Genomic DNA, 17,438 nt, shown 5'->3' on the forward strand with positions numbered 1-17,438 from the left:
GAAAGCAGGTATGCCTGAAAGCGTGCGTATTGCCTGAAAACACAACCCGCTACGGGGGAGACTTACCCGAAATCTGATTTATTCAACAAAGCCAATTACAGCTTCAATTGGCATGATATTTCGTCCATATAAGTAAAAGCACCAACCAGCATCGGCAGGTGCTTTTTGGAATGAGTAAATAAGTAAGGAAAGCTGCAGTGTGAATCAGGAAGGCTATTCCCGATGTTCACCGTGCCGCGCTAATACGATTTCTTTTCAATAAACCAGTTGCCTGTCGCGCCCGCAGAATATCGACTGCCCGCAGATATGGGGACTGTTCTTGCCAGTTGAATCCCCTGCGATCAATACGAACCAGCCCGTACTTTTCCACCAGAAAATTAACGGCATCGGCCAAAGATATACCGGCATCGATATGTTCCTGAATTACCGTTTCATCACTGAATGGTGTGTCGTTGAGTGTCAGGCCATAATGCTGTTCCAGCAGGCGTGCAATCAGCATTTGCCAGACTGCCACAGGCGACAGACATAGCGTCGCCGCCTGCGGAGTTGTTGCAGGTAAAGTTTTCATATTTGCTCTTGTGAAAGTAGTTAACGTTGAGTGGGGTAAACGGCGATGTATACATAGCCGCAACTGCCAAGTGTATCGGCTTCGCAGGTGAAACCATTGTGGTACAGGGTGACACAGTGGGCCTGACGAGAATTCATTTCACCAGTAGTCAACATCGACTCCATCTGGCTTATAAAATGTGGGAATACTTCATCCAACTTCAAAGATTCTGCGTTACTGAATTCACCGGTAATGCTGGCCCGGTCAACCAGATAGTGCAGCCGGTATCCCTCCTGTACCAGACGAGCGCCAAAGCAAGGCGTCACATTACGATTCAGCCCCCACTGGAGAAATGAATCGTTCTCTGAGTCAGTAGATTTCATTGAAGTACCCTCATATCCAGCCTCGCTCTGCAAACGACACAATGCCATCTGAACCGACAACCAGATGATCGAGTATGTTCACATCAACCAGTGCCAGGGCTTCTTTAAGCCTGCCCGTAATGTTGCGATCGCATTGGCTGGGCTCCGGATCACCGGATGGATGGTTATGCGCCAGCACGACAGCGGCAGCATTGAAGCGAAGCGCTGACTTCACTACCTCTCGAGGATGGACCTGGACATGGTTAACCGAACCGGCAAATAGCGTTTCGCTCTCTAGTAAACGGTGCTGATTATCGAGATAGAGCACCATAAACACCTCCCGTTCTTGCCCTGCCAGATGCAACCGAAGCCAGTCACGGGCAGCCGTGCTTGAGGTAAATGACATGCCGGGCTGGCGCAGATATTTTTCCAACAGGTTGATGGCACGACGAATGGTGCGTTGGGCATAGGGTGTCAATCCGGAGGTCGCGGGGAGCAAATAACCATGCTGGGCCATAATCGCCAGTGGAAAGAGTTCAGGCTGCGTTGACAGCGGGGATAATGCGGTATTCATGTTCGGTATCCCTCAGTCGATGAGATGCATAATGGCGCTGCACTCTGGATGGTTCAGCGCGTAGTTGCGTAAGCGATAATAGTGTTCAGTCATCGCGTCACACTCGGTGCGGCAAGCGTGGTGGCTGAATGCCATCAGGCAGGCGACTATCCCTGCCGCTTCTCCAGTAAGTTCCGCGCCGTTGCCATTCATCGGGTTGAACAACGTCCATTTCTCACCGTCAGGCTCCGGAGCCATAAATGCGCCGCTATTGTTGAGTGTGTAAAAGCTCCAGACGCCGCCGCTGTAATCAGCGCACAGGCGATCCATCCAGCCGAAGATTTGGGGCTCAAGGGTTATCCATTGTGGGATGGAGCCAAAGTGCTGCGGCCAGAAGCCGATGCGTAGCTCGTCAGGGACCACCGAGGCAGTAATTGCTGCCTGCTCAGCGGACTCAGGGTTGTGTGTCTCCATTAAATTATCTCCTTATGCCGGAACGGTTGTTTAACGCTCGAAAAACGCGAGCATGTTTTCTGCCATAACCCACAGGGCGCGATTGAGCTTCACGTCACCATCAATACCGGTAATGGCACGGGTGCGGTTGCTTTTCCCCTGTGCGGTTCGCCCTGACAGACCACCTTTCATTAGGTTCTCCTGTACCCGCTGATAGACGGTCCACAGGTCATCGCTGTAGTCCTCCCGACGACGCGGGGTCAACAACTGCGATACCGTGACCGGCTGGTGTTCCTCACCAAATCGATACTTCAGTGCGGCATTTGCCAGCGCGTGACGGGCCGGTGCTGGCAGCGCCAGCGACTGCATTGCATCGCGTTTATCATCCACCCGGTCAAACACGCCGAGTATTTCGTAAGCCCCCTCAATTACCTTCTCAACAACATTACCTTTATGTGGTACACGCACTTCGCCGAATGACTGACCGCAGACCAGACCGTTGGTACAGACGCCACGAAACAGCCCCGGCAGCATCTGGTAGCTCGAGGAGCCGTCATGGCTGTTGAGCAAAATGATTTCCGGCACCTGATGCCCGGTCAGTTGCCCGGCACGACGCAGGCGCAGCATGTGTTTGGTGAGCTCCCGCTTGCTCTGGTCGCGAACCTTTGTCTGGCAGGCAAAGAACGGCTCAAAGCCTTCACGCTGCAGACTTTCGAGGATGGTGATGGTCGGGATGTAGGTATAACGGTCTGAACGAGATTCATGCTTGTCACTCCCGAACACGCTGGGAACATGGCTCATCAGCTCTTCGTGGGTCAGAGGCCGGTCACGGCGTATCTGGTTTATACGGCCAAAACGGCTGGCTAATCGCATGGGTGACTCCTTATCTGATAATGAAATAAAAACAAAAAAGGCCATGTTCCCGAAGGAGCATGGCCTGTTGCTATCTGGTGTTGGTATGTTGCGGGCTGTAGAGGACTGAAATGTGAAGGATTAATCGCTGTAATGGGTGGTTCTGCAGCCACTGAGGTCAGACAATTCTTTCTGCGTATTCTTCAGCCCCGGACTGAAGGTGCCGACTTTTTTATCGTTGACGTAAACATCAAAATTCCCAGCCTGGCTCAGCGCGTCAATAAATGACACCCAGGCATTGTCACCGTTTCGCCAGCCGAGGAATGACGGTAACGGATACTGACTTTTATCCATGACGACCGTTATTTCCGTCCCGTCGTCATGAGAACTTACTGATGTTCCATCAGGCAGGGTGAGATCAACACCGTGTTGCAGAATATTCTGCGCATCCGGATTGCCAGTACAGTTAAGATTAAACACCACCTTCTCCGGGCTGGTAATGATATATTCGGTCACGCCCATCCCAAAACCACTCGTCCACATATTGGGAATAGCCTCTGCTGTTGATACAGAAGCCAGCATAGCTAATGTAAATATTACGTAAGGCAGTCGCATAATGTTGTCCTCAAATCATGTAATAAAGCTTTTGTCGTTTAAAACAATAAAGTAATGAAAAAACAGTTGGATTATTTTATTTGTTTGTAGCGAAACGCTTCTTTCCCGGCATAAATCCCGACGAGATCGTCATAACGAGGGTCCTTTTTATTCGGGCGGAACGTTACTTTCATATCGGAACTGCACATATCCTTCATGGTGAGATTGAATTCTTTACCTGGCGTAATGGTATAACCTGTTGCCACATCGTCTTTACTGGGAGTGATCCACCCCCATATTCCCCCCGGACAATCTCTGGAAGGTTTCGAGCGAACAACAATAAACCATCCCATTGAATCTACTTCCGTCGCTGTACACAGTTTTCTGACCTGTCGATGGGCATCACACCAGAATATATTCCCACTTTTATTATTCACTGCCGCAGGCAGGAACCCGCTATAAGGACGTGCTGCGTGAGCATTACCTGCGATAAGTAAGGGGAAAAACATGACTGGTAGTAAAGACAATAATTTCAATTTATTCATTAGATTAACCTTACATTCAATTGTGGGGACCATCTCTAATCAGTTTGTCCGGATTGCCCCCGACTTTCTGAAGGAGAAAATGAATTCAGCGACTGCTGAATAAAACGGAAATGAGGTAAGGCAGAGATAAAATGTTTATCCTCCGACAGCTGATAGAGAAGCTCACTACGAATAAATGTTTCCCGCGATGGCCTTACCAGATGAATCTCATCCAGCCGGAAGACACGTAATTGCCTGTTATGTTCAGCGACAAGATACCAATAACCGTCAAGCGCGATTAGCCGGTAAGGTGCGATGGCCTCATGACGCTCCCCTTCAGTCAGAACGGTGATGCGCTGACATCCCGAAATAGCTCTGACCAGCCTGTAGAAGGAGAGCTTTCCGGCCGGGGGATGAGGTCTGTCCTGATGCCATACCAGACAGGGTCGATCATCACAGTCCAGCAGGCTGCTGATCAGGCGCCGGTCAAAGCCCGGGAAAACTCCGGCCAACCCCGTGCGGTGAGCAAAGGTCAGAATATCTATTTCCTGCCGAGTACTGTGAATATCCGAGCGCAGACTGCACTGCCCCTGGTAGTAATCCAGGTCGAGATACATCAGACGTTCCCGAAAGTCACGACGCAGCGTGCGCTCTGACACCCCGAATTCAGTTGCCAGTTTGCGAATAAATAGAGTTTCACCGGACACCAGGCGGCTAATAATCAACGACAACCTGACAGCAAGCCGGTCATGTCGCCGCTCCTGAAGCGTCATGAAAGATTTCTCCTGAGAAGTTAACTCTCTGAATTAATACTGATTACTTTAAAGGAAGGAGTGGACAGGGTATGGACAACATCGGAACTATTTTTTATGAGCAGTCCAGCCTTGTGGGCGCTCGTCTGACAGACAATGATGCTTCGCCTGATTTAATTGATGATAAAACGCAGTGGAAAGGACGTGTCCACAATCAACAAATCATTAACAACCAGTTCATCATTCGCAGAGAAAATTGCGATATCAGAAGAATATCCAGTCCCAGACGGCCCGTGCGACCGACACCACCGCATCACGCACGGTACGAATCACCGTTTTCAGTGGCGCAGGCAGGAATGACAATGACTCAACCGTATCAAAAACCCGGCCCACTGCGTCACCGAAACTGTCACGGGCCTGCGACTTTACCGGCTCTGTGCAGAGTCTCCCTTGCAGTTGTGTCACCACCGGGCTGGTGGCGCGGTCAGGCAGACAGCGCATCATGGCTGCCACCATCTCCTCAATGCCCCATCCAGTGCGGGCGGACACCACACAGACCGGATGATGCAGTTTAAACATCGCCATAATCGCTGCCTGCTTCGCTTTAAGATTTTCCAGTTGGTGCGGTGAAGGCTTGCTGGTGAGGGTATCCCATTCATGACAGGGTTCGATTTTGTCGGCCTGGTTAATCACAAACAGTACCTTTTGCCTGTAAGGTTGCATCACACCGTGCCAGAACTGCTCGTCCACGGTTAGTGCCCGATCATCGGCCTTAATGACCCACAGCACTAGGTCCAACTCCGGTAGGATTCGACGGTACAGGGCACGGTATTCTTGATCCCGCCGCCCGTTTTCACCTACCCCCGGTAAATCGACAATCACCAGACTGTGACGACCGCTGCGCAATCGGAAGCGCAGTACGTCGCGAGTACAGGAGTTCACGTCACTCACCGGGGACACCTCGCCCCGGAAAAGTTCGTTGCAAATAGATGATTTACCAGCACCACTTTTGCCCATGATGCCAATCACCGGCTCGTAATGGGTCAGGTTCTGGATACGTTCAAGAATAAGCTGGCGAAGCGTGCGCGGAAGCGACGCGAGCGGTTGTTCAAGGGCCTGAAGGCCATCAGGTTTATTCATACAGTAGTCTCAGCGTGAAAAATTAAAAACCTCGCGATCCAGTCTGGAAGGCGGGGATTCACGGAGATAATATCTGTCTGAAATTATTTGGAATTGTAGATTCGTTGGCTTGAAGCGTCATTTTCTGTGATGCTCGCCAAGAGTAGCGGAGCTATAAAAAAACACTCTCGTCGGTATAATCTCTTTCATGTTTTTCTTTTCGGTATCTAACACCATGAGCATGTCAGCATTACAACCGCAGATAGTTAAAGCAATGAAACCAAAACATGGAAAAGATTGGATGTTAGTCCGTGGAGACACGGTTTTCGTCCGCTTTTTAGCTCAAAATGATGATGGTAATTCTTTTGAAGTGCAGACACCAACGAGGCCTGAAGAGAGAATTCGCACTGGGGGTGGTTTGACTATCGGATACAAGCTGCCAGTAAACCAGAAGCTCCTTTTTTCGGTCGCTGAGACGTTAGCCCAAGAAAATCATCTTCAACCTGAGAAAAAAGTAGACCGCTTTCAGAATAATTGCATCTCCATGTTTTCCATTACTATAGATCACGGCAAAACTATACAAGATGAAGTCAACGAGGAATGGGTCACTCGCTTCTTTGAGCTCTTCGATGCTCATGAAATTTCGACGAATATTGTCGAACCTAGCATGGTCGATATTTATTCTGACCTATGTGTTGAGGATGGCGAAGACGTTTATCTGAGTGATGGTATGTACATGCGCCCAAACGGGACAACTTACGAACGTTGATAATGTAGGTGCGAAAGCATAAATCAATTCCCGGTTGATAGCCGGGATATCACTTGACCATAGCCGATAATTAGTCCAAGTAGCCCCACTTATTCAGGCGACTGTTCGTATTCATGACCACTCTATGAGTTAGTTCGCCGCCACGCTCTGGGCTTATTTCCTCTGCTTTCAGACGATCTACTATCTCATTCTCTCTTCATAAATAGACAAAAGTCCGCTCCTCGCTTCGCTTATAACGGACCTTCAGATCAGCTAGCTTATACGCTTCGAGCCAGAAGTAAACATTCAAATTTTCATACCTCGACTATGTGCTCTGTATGTAATGGGACAAGGAGGAGATAATGAGAGGACCCTGGATCGACTCAAAGGGTCGACTCAGATTCATAACAGCACTGAGAAATCAGACGAAGAAACCACTGAGATCACAACGCTATTTAGCAGATCGCCGATAAGATTTCGCCGCTTGCCAGGCATGTTTCATCTTCTCAATAAACTCCAGCTTCTCTTCAGGTTGGACATTCCACACATCTATAGCCGCAATAATCATGTCATAACGCATAGACGTATTATAAGGGCGAAGATAGCCCGCTATTCGTCCTTTTCCTTTGAGATAATCCCAGAGATATACTAACTGAGTTTCATCATCTCGTGACATCCAGTCAAAATCTGTCAGAAAAAAATCATATTGCTCAAGCCAACGCTCATGCAGTTTTCTGAAATAAGAGATCTTATCTCCAAGTGAGCATGGAGCTTCATCAATGTACCTCATCACACCATTGATCAGTTCACGCTCAGTTACCGGAGTGGGATTGTACACATCGGTACTTGCTCCCGCGTTCAGATAAAATCGGGAGAAAACACGTTTCGGTTTTTTCGAAGCAGTAGACTGTGGATTTGTTATCAAGTCCCAATCAATATCGTCCAAATCTATATTCAAATTAGAGAAATCAATATTGGTGAAGATATTATCGCCCATTAAAAGAGAATTAAAATCACTAGAACAACCGACGTCATTCCCCAACCCACCAAGCGTCAACCCTGCAGATTTTACTGGGTATTCAAAAATGTAATGGTGAGCAAACCACGATGCTCTAGGTGTACCTTTGAAACAATCAAAATAATCTTTATCAATCAGTTGCAGGTCAGCCCATTCTTTAAGTGTTTTCCGCGCAATTTTGATTCTGTCCTGATCGCCATGAAAATGCCGTTCAAGAATCTGAGAGATCAAGCGTCGAAAATCATCCGGCGTATCATAAGTACTGCACAGTAACGAGTGATCTGTGTTGAAAATCCTATTTAACGTTTTTAGGTACATTATCTCGTAGCGGATCATATCGTAATGCAACATCGTCTCTTCCCTCTGCTTCTTTCTGACTCCCAAAAATAGATTAGCATTAGCACCTTTTTGGTTGGTGGAGTCGGGTCACAGACCTGAAGAATGACTGATTTTTAACTGATATCTTGCTGATTTTATTGTGATAATACTCTGACATTTTACTGCGTTATTCCTGTGGTTTTTACTCTATGAATCTCCTCTGTTCACCTCATTAGAATCGTTCAACAGCAGATATGAACATTTGGGTTTTTAGTATAATTAAGGGGTACTCCCTGTTTCTATACCACCCTGTTCACAGCTCCTTCCCCCAAGCATTAACCCTGCCTGTCATCCCCTTGATACACAGTTCCTTGTATCTGCCGTATCCCCGCTTCTCTTAAAAATTACATCTCATCCCAATCCTTTGCACTCCATCTGACAAAGGATAAATCAATGCACACACCTTACCCTTTTAACCCTAGATACACGATGAACTGGTTTCTACTGTCTCTGATCAATAACCACCTGAATCAGCTACTGAACCGATACTCGCGAATACAGGCACTCAGACTCGACCTGTTCTATCAGAAAGGTACAGAGCGTTATAAACGTCATTCATGGAATGAAACCGAGCAAGAGGTGCGCATGCTGGTTGAACGCACCGTGCAACACACAAATCTGGCAGGGTATTTCTGGGTACTCGAGAACTCTATAGACCACGGCTGCCATGCCCATATCGTGTTCTATCTCGACAGGCACCTTAATCAGGCTACCTACCCAATAGCTGAGAGAGTCGGAACAATATGGCGGAAAATCACGCAACGAGAAGGGTATTACAACCGCTGCGAATACAAACCTACTTATGACGTCAGTATTGATAAGCCGGTGAACTACGATGATACCGAAGCCATCGATAACCTGCGCTACATCATCAGCTACCTTGCCAAAGAAGAGCAAAAGCACGGTCACTATCACTATGGAGCCAGTGAGGTACCGCCACCCAGTGGACTGGGGCGTCCTCGCACATTGTAACTTACGTTCTGCACTTTTTTACGTATCAATCCATTGATGTGGAAGGGCTGGTGGTAACGAGCGATCAACCACCAGCTCAGGATAATCCCACAATGGAAGACAGCATCATGACAAAACATATTTCTTTAATCGATGACCAACTGGTGGATATGCGGTTCATCACGAAGCTAACGGGGCTGACGGATAAATGGTTCTATAAGCTGATTAAAGATGGTCTATTCCCGAAGCCAATTAAGCTGGGCCGCAGCTCCCGCTGGCGACAGAGTGAAGTCGAAGACTGGCTACTGCAACGTATTGCGGACTCACGAGGCGTTTGATACGCTCAACTCTCTCTGAATTTTATTGTAGTAAGCCCCTTCGCTTACCAGTTTTCCCTGACACAGCTCACCTGAAGTCACCAGCTATTACCAGTAGCTCCCCTTCAAACGACCTAACTTGATAAACCTGCCAGACTACCCGAACAGGGACGGCTGACGTCTACGCATCGTCTGGCGGTAAGGGGCCCAAATATGTTTGCCAAATCTTCTATCGTACTCGACGGTAATTGTCGCCTGACCGGTGCAAGAACGACACAGCAGTATCAGTATGGCCATTACAGCAGTCCCTGTGTGGCAGTGCGCTGCAATTCAATCCTTAATACGACACAAAACGGCCGTGGTTTGAATACGGTGCAGAAGATCTCACGAAGAGCTACGGCGAGCAGTACTGCCCATATGTAAAGCCCGTTGTGACAGAGACCTGTCATATCCGGCAAATGCAACATTATGTATAGGATGTCCGTTGGTTTCCGTGGCTGTTTGGCACTATTACGGCTGCGACAGCGATTGCCACGGAGAACGCTACTGCCTGACCTACCGGACCGGTGAGTACAGCCGGGTGTGCTCTGATGCTCAACATAAGATTCTTGAGTTAACGGTATGCGCCTACTGAAATGTTACCCAGCAAATGACCGTGAAGGTCACTTTGTGATCGCCGGTGAGGTCATGAGTGTACCGGGGCAGATATGGAGTTTTGCCTCCTGCTGATGTTGTCTGGTGTTGCATGCCGGCACTTTTAGCGACCCGGCGTGGTTTGAACACGATACGCGGGCCGTGGCCTGGGATGTGCTGATGAACTTTGCCCATCTTGCCCCGGAAGTGAAGGCTGAGGCCTGGTAGAGGAAGCTGCGCAATATGCTCAACGGAATGGATGCTACGGTAATGACGCTGTTCTCGTACTGTGTGTAGTGCGGTGACCATTATCAGGGGGGAAGCAATGTTACCGGTGCCAGACCGGTATCTACAGCATCGAAGAAGCTAACTGGCAGAGAAACTACTGCTGCAGTACCAGATAGTTCCTCATTCTTATGAACAAGATACTGCCGTAGAGGCGGTGTCCCCCCTGATTTAACCCGAAGAGGTTTGCATTGTGAATCATTCTTACACACGGGCTTCTGATGCTATCAGCACGGATGCCGTCAGCACGCGTGCATTTCTGCAACAGGCTGTTGACCATTACCCGCGACTGGCGGCATTCAGCTTTACGCTGAAATTTCCGTATCGTGAAGTCATGAGTGAATACCGGTCATTGATTCTGCGTTTTCATACTGAGTGCTGGCTGCGCACAGGCGAATATTCGCGCCTGTGTCAGTAGGCACGCCGTCATTCGCCTCCCACAGTACTACACTGGTTGTGGGAGTCTGTCAGTGCACCAGAATGCAAAATGCTGCTGTTGATGAATCTTGTTATACTGGGGGCTATAAGCAACGTACAACATATTGAGAATGCTCAGCAGGCAATAAGCGAGATCATACGTGACGCATGGCTGACTGTGACGGGTACTGATCGCAATGGTGTCACGAACATAACGCCGATTATCGTTAATCGACCGGGTAAAGACGTTTATATTGCGCCATTTAACCAGTTACAAAAACAGGTTCAGGCGATGTGTCAACCCGTAGCGATAGCAAAAACGGGGACGGGCTAACACATTCTCATTAACTTGTGTGGGGGACTCTATTGGGAACTATAATCAGGACGTTCAAATGATTTGCACAAGCATCAAAGAAGTACGGTCAGGTATGGTAGCGCCTGGGTCGCAAGTATGCCGCCAGCAGCATTTTCCAGCACCACTTTGTACTCCCTACTGTAACTTTTATGACGGCCCATTTGGGCTTTGGTGATGCCGCCTGCGCTTGCAGAGTTTGCAGGGTTTGCAGGGTTTGCAGCCAGTGACAACCTTAGGGAGGGGCGTCCACCACATCGCTTTATGCATAAAGCTCAGCTATGCATGTTAGGAGGGAGGGGCAAATCGACGAATCAAAGAATCACGCTGTTGCATGGGTCATCAACAGGCTTAACAAAACGAAGATATTACACTTTAATAGCTAGAAAAAACGCTCATAATGGCATCCATAAGAACAAAAAACCTGTTCCCTAAGCTTCCAGACCTAACTTTATTCAGGAAAGTCGGTGTGTAGAGCTGTCAACATTTGCATCTGCGTAGTGTTTGGTTACATAGAACTCTATCGCATGATAACTAAACACCACTTACGAATATTAATAACGTAAACAAATTCAGGATGTAAAGTTGAACGCACAAGCACAAAAACATCGACAACTAGTACTTTCTATTCTTCAGAGCGAAGCGCTACATCAGCACCAAGTAACAGCAGCTACCAAAGTATTTGATGCTTTAACTGGCAATGTGCGAGCAGTAGTGACAGCCGCCGAAATGCAAGCAGGTAAATCAGGCATTTCGCTAGCCCTGTGTTGCTTACAGCGATTAAGTCTCTCCGAGACAGATATTTGCAATCGTAAGCAGCTAAAAGACACACTTTACCTGGTTACAATGCCTGATACCGCCCTCAAAGAACAAGCTGAAGAAGACCTCAAGCTTGCCAAGAATGTTGTCGTCAGTAATTTTGTGAACTTCGAAAAGGCATTGGAAAATGAATTTAAAGGCAATCCACCTAAGCTAATTATTATTGATGAATGTCACTATGGCTCAAATGTCACTGCTGTTCGATACAGTAGGATCTTCGACTACCTGGAACAAGAGAACGATAGTTGTAAAGTCGTCTTCATCTCTGCCACCCCCTTCGGTGCTCTCTATGGAGCAGAGACTGAATATCAAGAAGCTCTAGAACTTCAACAAGAAGCCAAGAATGATAATGATGCAGAACTATTAACTCAAGCCCGAAATGTTGCTGAAGCGGCCTTAAAAGACTCAATCTTGCGTCGAGACTTTAACACCCGTCTGGTATTCCACAAAACTAGCGATGAATACTACGGCGTCCGAGAGATGCTAATGAATAGTAAGGTCAAAGGCCTTGAGGATGAAAGTCGTAACTTCCTTTGCAAGTCCGTTCAACGCGATGAGTTTGTTCAACAATTTCTGAGTCATAAAGGTATGGGATGGTCACTCGTAAGGGTGCCCGCTGGTTTGGCGATGGAAGCTAAGCAGTTTCTCATATCGCAAGGCATCGATGAGAATGCAGTTTACATTATTGGTAATTCATTAGCTGGGGTACCAGAAGATGAACATTGCAGCATTGAGCAATTCAAAAAGGAGTTTGATGATGCTCAGTTGTTCGAAGAAAAACTAATCGCTATTACTGTTGCTGGAGCTCGAGCTGGTATCAACTTCGGTGCGATGATGAAAAATAATCTCATCTCGACGTGGGATAGTACAGTTGCCAGTGTTGCCGCAGTGGTGCAAGCCAACATTGGCAGGGCGTGTGGTTACCATGAAAACAACTCTTCAACTCATTTCACTAACTTAAATGCAGCTGAGGCTTATGCTTGTATCCTTGACCATCTTGAAAACACCTGCTCTGACCAAGCAGCGTCTGATTTCGAAGGGTTAAAAGAATTTTTTGAAGATGTGTGCCAGGAATACCATGTCAACGGTTTGGATGTTGGGTTAACTATCAAATACAAACGTCGTCGCCCAATCGGTGATGTTGAAACGTATAAAACTGATAGCTACATTGCTGTACCCGCAAAACTTCTTGACGATGATGCAGAGTTCACCGAGTACACCAAAGATAAGTATCTTCTTCAGGCGATCGATATTATTCGCAAAGAGTTCACGATTAAAGGTGCGCCAAGCGTCAAAGGTAATCGAGCTATGCGAGGTAAAGGCAAGAACTGGATCAAGGCACATTGGGTCAATGGGGATAGTTACAATAACCCTGAGAAGGCACGCGCTGACGGAACCCAAAAAGAAAAAACTAAAACCCACACCCAACAAATTGATAATGGGGAATATTTAGAGTTTAACCGCGTTGTAGCACCTGGTTCCGGAGAGTTATCTGAAGATAAATTTGTGGTAGCAACCATTTTTAGCGTTTACAACATTTCTCGCCGAAATGTCGCAAAGAAAATTATGACTCTTGAAGATGTTTGGGAGATGTGCGACTACTTTAGTGTTGAGCATGATGACACTCTACTTGTTATCTACAAGCGCGGTGAGTATGACCTTGAACGTACTCTTGCTAAGAAACAGCACAACGAACTTCCTGAGCAGTCAGGTGAGCTTAGCGATGAATCCCATTTCTCTGACAAAGTAGAATCTACTTATTAATACAAGGGGCTGCATGCCCCCTAAACTTTATATTGACATATGAATAGCTCAAATAAGTATCGCAATTATGTCCAGTGCTCAATGGCTGAAAATACTTTTGAACACCAACGCAACGCTGCTGAGAAAGCATTTACTAAATTGAACTCTGGTTCAAAAGCAGTGATCCTTGTTGCGGAAATGCAGTCAGGAAAATCAGGTGTCGCTCTTGCCCTTGCCTGCCTTCAGAGACTATCTTTACCCGATGAATTATTGGCTAACCGGAAATACTTAAAAGATACTTTATATCTTGTGACAATGGCAGATCTGGCACTTCAAGAGCAAGCAAAGCGTGACCTTGCACCCTGCAAAAATGTCGTTGTTAGTAACTTCACAAATATAGATAATGCGCTTAAATCGGATTTTAAGCGCCAACCACCTAAGCTCATCATCATCGATGAGTGTCACTATGGTTCTGGCATTGATAGTGTTCGCTATGAAAAGGTATTTAATTACCTGGAACAAGATAATGTAGACTGTAAAGTTGTATTTATTTCCGCAACTCCATTTAGCTCACTCTACTCAGCTAGTGAAGATTCCATTCTACGTCACAGCTTCAATACGTCTTTGGTATTTCACAAAGCTAGCGATGAATATCATGGCATTCGACAAATGCATCGCAGTAACCAGCTGGTCAAACTTGATGATGATCAGCGCGATTTTTGTGAAGATTCACTGCTACAAAAGCGCTTTATACGCCAGTTTAAAGAACATCAGGGCGTAGGCTGGTCACTGATTAGGGTTCCATCAAGTCAAGCAAACACAGCCAAACAAGTACTGATTAATCAAGGTGTAGATGAGGAGCAAATCTTAATCATAGGTCAAAAGCTTGTTGGCGTTGACGATCACGAACTCTCATCTATCGATGATTTCAAACGAGCGTACGAAACAGCAGCAATGTTTGACGAAAAGATAATCGCTATAACTGTGGCTGGATTTCGCGCTGGTATTAACTTTGGCCAAGAAATGAAAAACACGCTAATAAACACATGGGATAGCTCTATTGCCAATATAGCCGCAGTGGTGCAAGCTAACGTTGGCAGAGCATGTGGATACCACCAGAATACTCAGGCGAAACATTTTACAAACCTGGAAGCTGTTCGAGCGTATTCAGAATTACTTGATCATCTCGAGGCCAGCGATGAATTGAATGATTTCGATGGGTTACGGTATTCATTTGAAGATATTTGTGCGAAATATCAAGTCAGAGGCTTTGACCGAGGAATGTTTATCACCCCTTTTACTGAAACTGTAATCACCAAAAAACGTGATGATTCGGAAACATTCCTAACTCAAAGCTACCTAGTCATTCCTGGAAAATTATCTGAGCCCGAAGCTAATTTCAGCGCCTATACCAACGATCCACAGCTGCTTGAGGCAATCAAATTAATTCGTGACGAATTCCTGAATGAAGGAGCGCCCTATCCTAAAGCTGGTCGTGCAATGAGAGGTGATGATAGGAACTGGATAAAAGCTCAGTGGGTAAATGGAGTCACCTATAATGACTTCTCGCCGAGCTGTGCGAAGAGCAGAGTGCTGGATTTTAATTCACGCCTGGAGCTGGGTGAAGATGTAGAATTCAACTTAATTGTTAACCCTGGTGGCGGAGAGACCACTGCTGACAAACTCATAGTTGCGTGTGTATTCAGTATTTATAATCTTTCTAAACAAAAAGATGCTTACAAACGTGCCATGGACCAAGAGGATATGCGGGAAATTAGTGAAGCCTTAGGTTGTGAATATGACGATACGGTTATGGTGCTATATCAGCGCGGAAACTACTCTAGTGGAGTGACAGAACAAAAAAAAGTAACCACAAAACAGCTATCTCGCATCCGCAATTCCAGCGTGTTCAAATAGCTAAAAGCCGCCGTTATAAGCGGCTTTTAGAAAATATTCGATGAAACTTATTTTAAGTAATAAAATTCTAGTCCTTAGTAACTTTAATTACAGGTGTCAGGCATTCTTGCAAACTTAGGCCACCATGATTGTAGTAATCTCCCGCAGTAAATGCACTGATGCCTGGAGCCATGGCAAGTGACACTGAGGAATTCCAATACCACTCTATCTGAGGCAAATTCGTACTGGCATTATCCTTGAGAATAGCACATCTTGATAAGTACTTACGAACCAATGGTTTTTCAAGATCTGCTTTAGGTAATTGATCTGGAAGCCATAACCAACCATGATCCGTGACAATACGGATTTGCTTCCATCCTGCTTCAAACAAATAGCTTACCCTATCAGCTATTTCTTCAAGAACATCATCAATACCAAGAGGTAATTTTCTTTGCTGCTGATGTCCCAGGTTATCCAGGTCACCTGTTTGTAGCCACGCTAAGCCATTAGGCTCACCAGTATCCAATCCTTCCAGGTATTGCCACCCCTGTTGTGCCAATGCTTTTTTTAATTGATAGCTATTAAACTCACTACCCGTTGCCACTACTGAAGGCTTAAAATCCTGAGTGTCATAAGCACCGTTCAAAAGTGCAGCAACAGGAGTAACCGCAGCTTTCGCTGTATCAGTTAAAGATGGCAGAGCACTCCATTGTGTTTTGGTATCGACAATCAAATGACGCGCAGTAAGCTTACGCTCTAATACTTTAGCGCAATCAAAACGCAAACCATCTACAAAAAACACTACCATCCCTTTAACCTGGTAAGTAGCTGTCGCCTCCTTAATTTCAGTATTCCCGGGATATCCTTTTCTTTTAACCAACTGTTGGAAGTTGAGCGATACCTCGTTCAACCAAGGGGAATATATTAGTTTTAATACATTTGCGACTAATTCCTGTTGGCCCGGTTCTTTTGCCAATGCCATGGCCTGCAACGCTGCAGCATCGACTTGCCAGAAGCACTCCTGATATAGCTCTGCCATCTCTTCCGGTGACTGATGATTGAACACTTGCTGGGTCAATTCAGCGACTTTTGCCAGATGGGCCAAAATCTCGAGGTATTTAGATTCCCCTAATCGATACCAAAGCCAGCTTTCGCGCTCTTTATTCTGTTGATATAGTGAACAGATAGTTCCTCTAACTTTGTTTACATCAAGTTGAGGAAGGCCAGCAAGCGCATCGGCAAGGCTTTTTTCATCGCGAGTATTTTCAATAGGATAATGACTTAAATCAGCAGCTAAATCAGGGGTTACATCACGAAGGACAAGGATTAATCCTGATAGGTTATGTGCGGTATCTTCAAAGCGCTGCCACACTTCTTGCCACGCCCCCTGGGCAGATAAAAGGGATGCGAGCATTTGAGAATAATTAGCATCTGTTGGTTCATAACCAAACTGACTTGAGCAAGTATTACTGAAAAGCGACCATTTATTGTCGTCCCACTGCTTACGCTTATCTTCGGGATTATTCAGCCACCCAAGTAGATCTTTAATAGGATCATTAAATACTAATGATTGAAAATCTTTAGCCTCTAACCGCTTTCCTTGTAGGTCTTCAATACGGGATTCTAAAAGATCCTTCAAGATTTGGGGGATAATTTCTAATGTGTTTTTATCTTTTGCTACGTCTAATTCAAGCCCAACGCGTGGGTTTGTCAGAAAAGAACTTATACTCCAGTCACGACCTGCCGTATTATAGGCCCACCAACATCCGCGATATTGCAATTCAGCTAGAGGTCGTAAATAGTCCGGACAATCTTCGATAGCGCGTAACGCTTTTCGCCCAATTTTAGGAAGATAGATAATTGGTGTGCGACCTTCAGGTAACATAACCTCTTCCAACACCCCAGCAATGGCACACTTTAACCAAATAGCCGGACCAATCCGCTGCTCTGGTTGATATTCACCAAGCTCGAGCAGCTCGGGAATGAATTGTTTAATCAAAGGCATAGCACTTTGCCATTGGCAAGCTTCATCTGTCCATAGAACCGCTGCAGGGGCCTCTTGCACTGCAGGATTAAAATTTGCACTACCTCGTAGCTGCTCTATCAATTTATCAATTACTTGCAT

The 17,438-nt window shown here is 46.3% G+C and carries 19 protein-coding genes; 8 read left to right on the forward strand and 11 right to left on the reverse strand.

Going from position 1 to position 17,438, the window contains the following annotated elements:
• Positions 1-226: 226 nt before the first annotated feature.
• The 9 genes from ACOTWU_RS16775 to ACOTWU_RS16815 form a co-directional block, all read right to left on the reverse strand.
• Entirely contained in the window at positions 227-568 is a 342-nt protein-coding gene (locus ACOTWU_RS16775; protein WP_045345951.1) for a TA system toxin CbtA family protein, read from the reverse strand.
• 20 nt (positions 569-588) lie between these two features.
• Positions 589-930, reverse strand: coding sequence for a type IV toxin-antitoxin system YeeU family antitoxin (locus ACOTWU_RS16780; protein WP_164474320.1), 342 nt, complete (start codon positions 928-930; stop codon positions 589-591).
• A gap of 10 nt (positions 931-940) precedes the next feature.
• Complete coding sequence (gene radC / locus ACOTWU_RS16785) at positions 941-1,483, reverse strand: RadC family protein (RefSeq protein WP_164474321.1); 543 nt, start codon at positions 1,481-1,483, stop codon at positions 941-943.
• A gap of 12 nt (positions 1,484-1,495) precedes the next feature.
• On the reverse strand, positions 1,496-1,936 hold the full coding sequence (locus ACOTWU_RS16790) for an antirestriction protein (protein ID WP_164474322.1): 441 nt from the start codon (positions 1,934-1,936) through the stop codon (positions 1,496-1,498).
• 30 nt (positions 1,937-1,966) lie between these two features.
• The gene (locus ACOTWU_RS16795) at positions 1,967-2,788 is read right to left on the reverse strand and encodes a DUF932 domain-containing protein (RefSeq protein WP_252049373.1); all 822 of its coding nucleotides are present in this window, start codon (positions 2,786-2,788) and stop codon (positions 1,967-1,969) included.
• A 120-nt stretch (positions 2,789-2,908) separates the two neighbouring features.
• Positions 2,909-3,382, reverse strand: a complete 474-nt coding sequence (locus ACOTWU_RS16800; protein ID WP_164474324.1) for a hypothetical protein — start codon at positions 3,380-3,382, stop codon at positions 2,909-2,911.
• A gap of 71 nt (positions 3,383-3,453) precedes the next feature.
• A complete protein-coding gene (locus ACOTWU_RS16805; protein WP_164474325.1) occupies positions 3,454-3,906 on the reverse strand; it encodes a hypothetical protein in 453 nt (150 codons plus the stop codon).
• Between the two features lie 35 nt (positions 3,907-3,941).
• Complete coding sequence (locus tag ACOTWU_RS16810; RefSeq protein WP_032689717.1) at positions 3,942-4,658, reverse strand: helix-turn-helix transcriptional regulator; 717 nt, start codon at positions 4,656-4,658, stop codon at positions 3,942-3,944.
• 243 nt (positions 4,659-4,901) lie between these two features.
• The gene (locus ACOTWU_RS16815; RefSeq protein WP_164474326.1) at positions 4,902-5,777 is read right to left on the reverse strand and encodes a GTPase family protein; all 876 of its coding nucleotides are present in this window, start codon (positions 5,775-5,777) and stop codon (positions 4,902-4,904) included.
• A 214-nt stretch (positions 5,778-5,991) separates the two neighbouring features.
• On the opposite strand from ACOTWU_RS16815, the gene ACOTWU_RS16820 reads away from it, so the two are divergent.
• On the forward strand, positions 5,992-6,525 hold the full coding sequence (locus tag ACOTWU_RS16820) for a hypothetical protein (protein ID WP_242655055.1): 534 nt from the start codon (positions 5,992-5,994) through the stop codon (positions 6,523-6,525).
• A 430-nt stretch (positions 6,526-6,955) separates the two neighbouring features.
• Here ACOTWU_RS16820 and ACOTWU_RS16825 read toward each other — a convergent pair whose 3' ends face one another.
• The gene (locus ACOTWU_RS16825) at positions 6,956-7,873 is read right to left on the reverse strand and encodes a hypothetical protein (protein WP_045345940.1); all 918 of its coding nucleotides are present in this window, start codon (positions 7,871-7,873) and stop codon (positions 6,956-6,958) included.
• A 420-nt stretch (positions 7,874-8,293) separates the two neighbouring features.
• Here ACOTWU_RS16825 and ACOTWU_RS16830 point away from each other — a divergent pair, with 420 nt between their 5' ends.
• From ACOTWU_RS16830 to ACOTWU_RS16860, 7 genes are all read left to right on the forward strand, one after another.
• Positions 8,294-8,872: a YagK/YfjJ domain-containing protein gene (locus ACOTWU_RS16830; RefSeq protein WP_045345939.1), complete on the forward strand. Its 579-nt coding sequence runs from the start codon at positions 8,294-8,296 to the stop codon at positions 8,870-8,872.
• 107 nt (positions 8,873-8,979) lie between these two features.
• A complete protein-coding gene (locus ACOTWU_RS16835) occupies positions 8,980-9,189 on the forward strand; it encodes a helix-turn-helix transcriptional regulator (RefSeq protein WP_164474327.1) in 210 nt (69 codons plus the stop codon).
• Between the two features lie 717 nt (positions 9,190-9,906).
• Positions 9,907-10,029: a zinc-ribbon domain-containing protein gene (locus tag ACOTWU_RS16840; protein ID WP_242696939.1), complete on the forward strand. Its 123-nt coding sequence runs from the start codon at positions 9,907-9,909 to the stop codon at positions 10,027-10,029.
• A 250-nt stretch (positions 10,030-10,279) separates the two neighbouring features.
• On the forward strand, positions 10,280-10,504 hold the full coding sequence (locus ACOTWU_RS16845; protein WP_242696940.1) for a hypothetical protein: 225 nt from the start codon (positions 10,280-10,282) through the stop codon (positions 10,502-10,504).
• A gap of 69 nt (positions 10,505-10,573) precedes the next feature.
• Entirely contained in the window at positions 10,574-10,837 is a 264-nt protein-coding gene (locus ACOTWU_RS16850; protein WP_242696941.1) for a hypothetical protein, read from the forward strand.
• A 603-nt stretch (positions 10,838-11,440) separates the two neighbouring features.
• Entirely contained in the window at positions 11,441-13,438 is a 1,998-nt protein-coding gene (locus tag ACOTWU_RS16855; RefSeq protein WP_164474328.1) for a DEAD/DEAH box helicase family protein, read from the forward strand.
• An 81-nt stretch (positions 13,439-13,519) separates the two neighbouring features.
• Entirely contained in the window at positions 13,520-15,334 is a 1,815-nt protein-coding gene (locus ACOTWU_RS16860; protein WP_207621934.1) for a DEAD/DEAH box helicase family protein, read from the forward strand.
• Between the two features lie 67 nt (positions 15,335-15,401).
• On the opposite strand, the gene pglZ is transcribed toward ACOTWU_RS16860, so the two are convergent.
• Positions 15,402-17,438 carry a BREX-1 system phosphatase PglZ type B gene (pglZ, locus tag ACOTWU_RS16865; protein WP_164474330.1) on the reverse strand — a complete coding sequence of 679 codons (2,037 nt, stop codon included), beginning with the start codon at positions 17,436-17,438 and terminating at the stop codon, positions 15,402-15,404.

The organism is Enterobacter cloacae complex sp. GYL001, from assembly GCF_049237125.1.
Lineage (GTDB): Bacteria > Pseudomonadota > Gammaproteobacteria > Enterobacterales > Enterobacteriaceae > Enterobacter > Enterobacter hormaechei_C.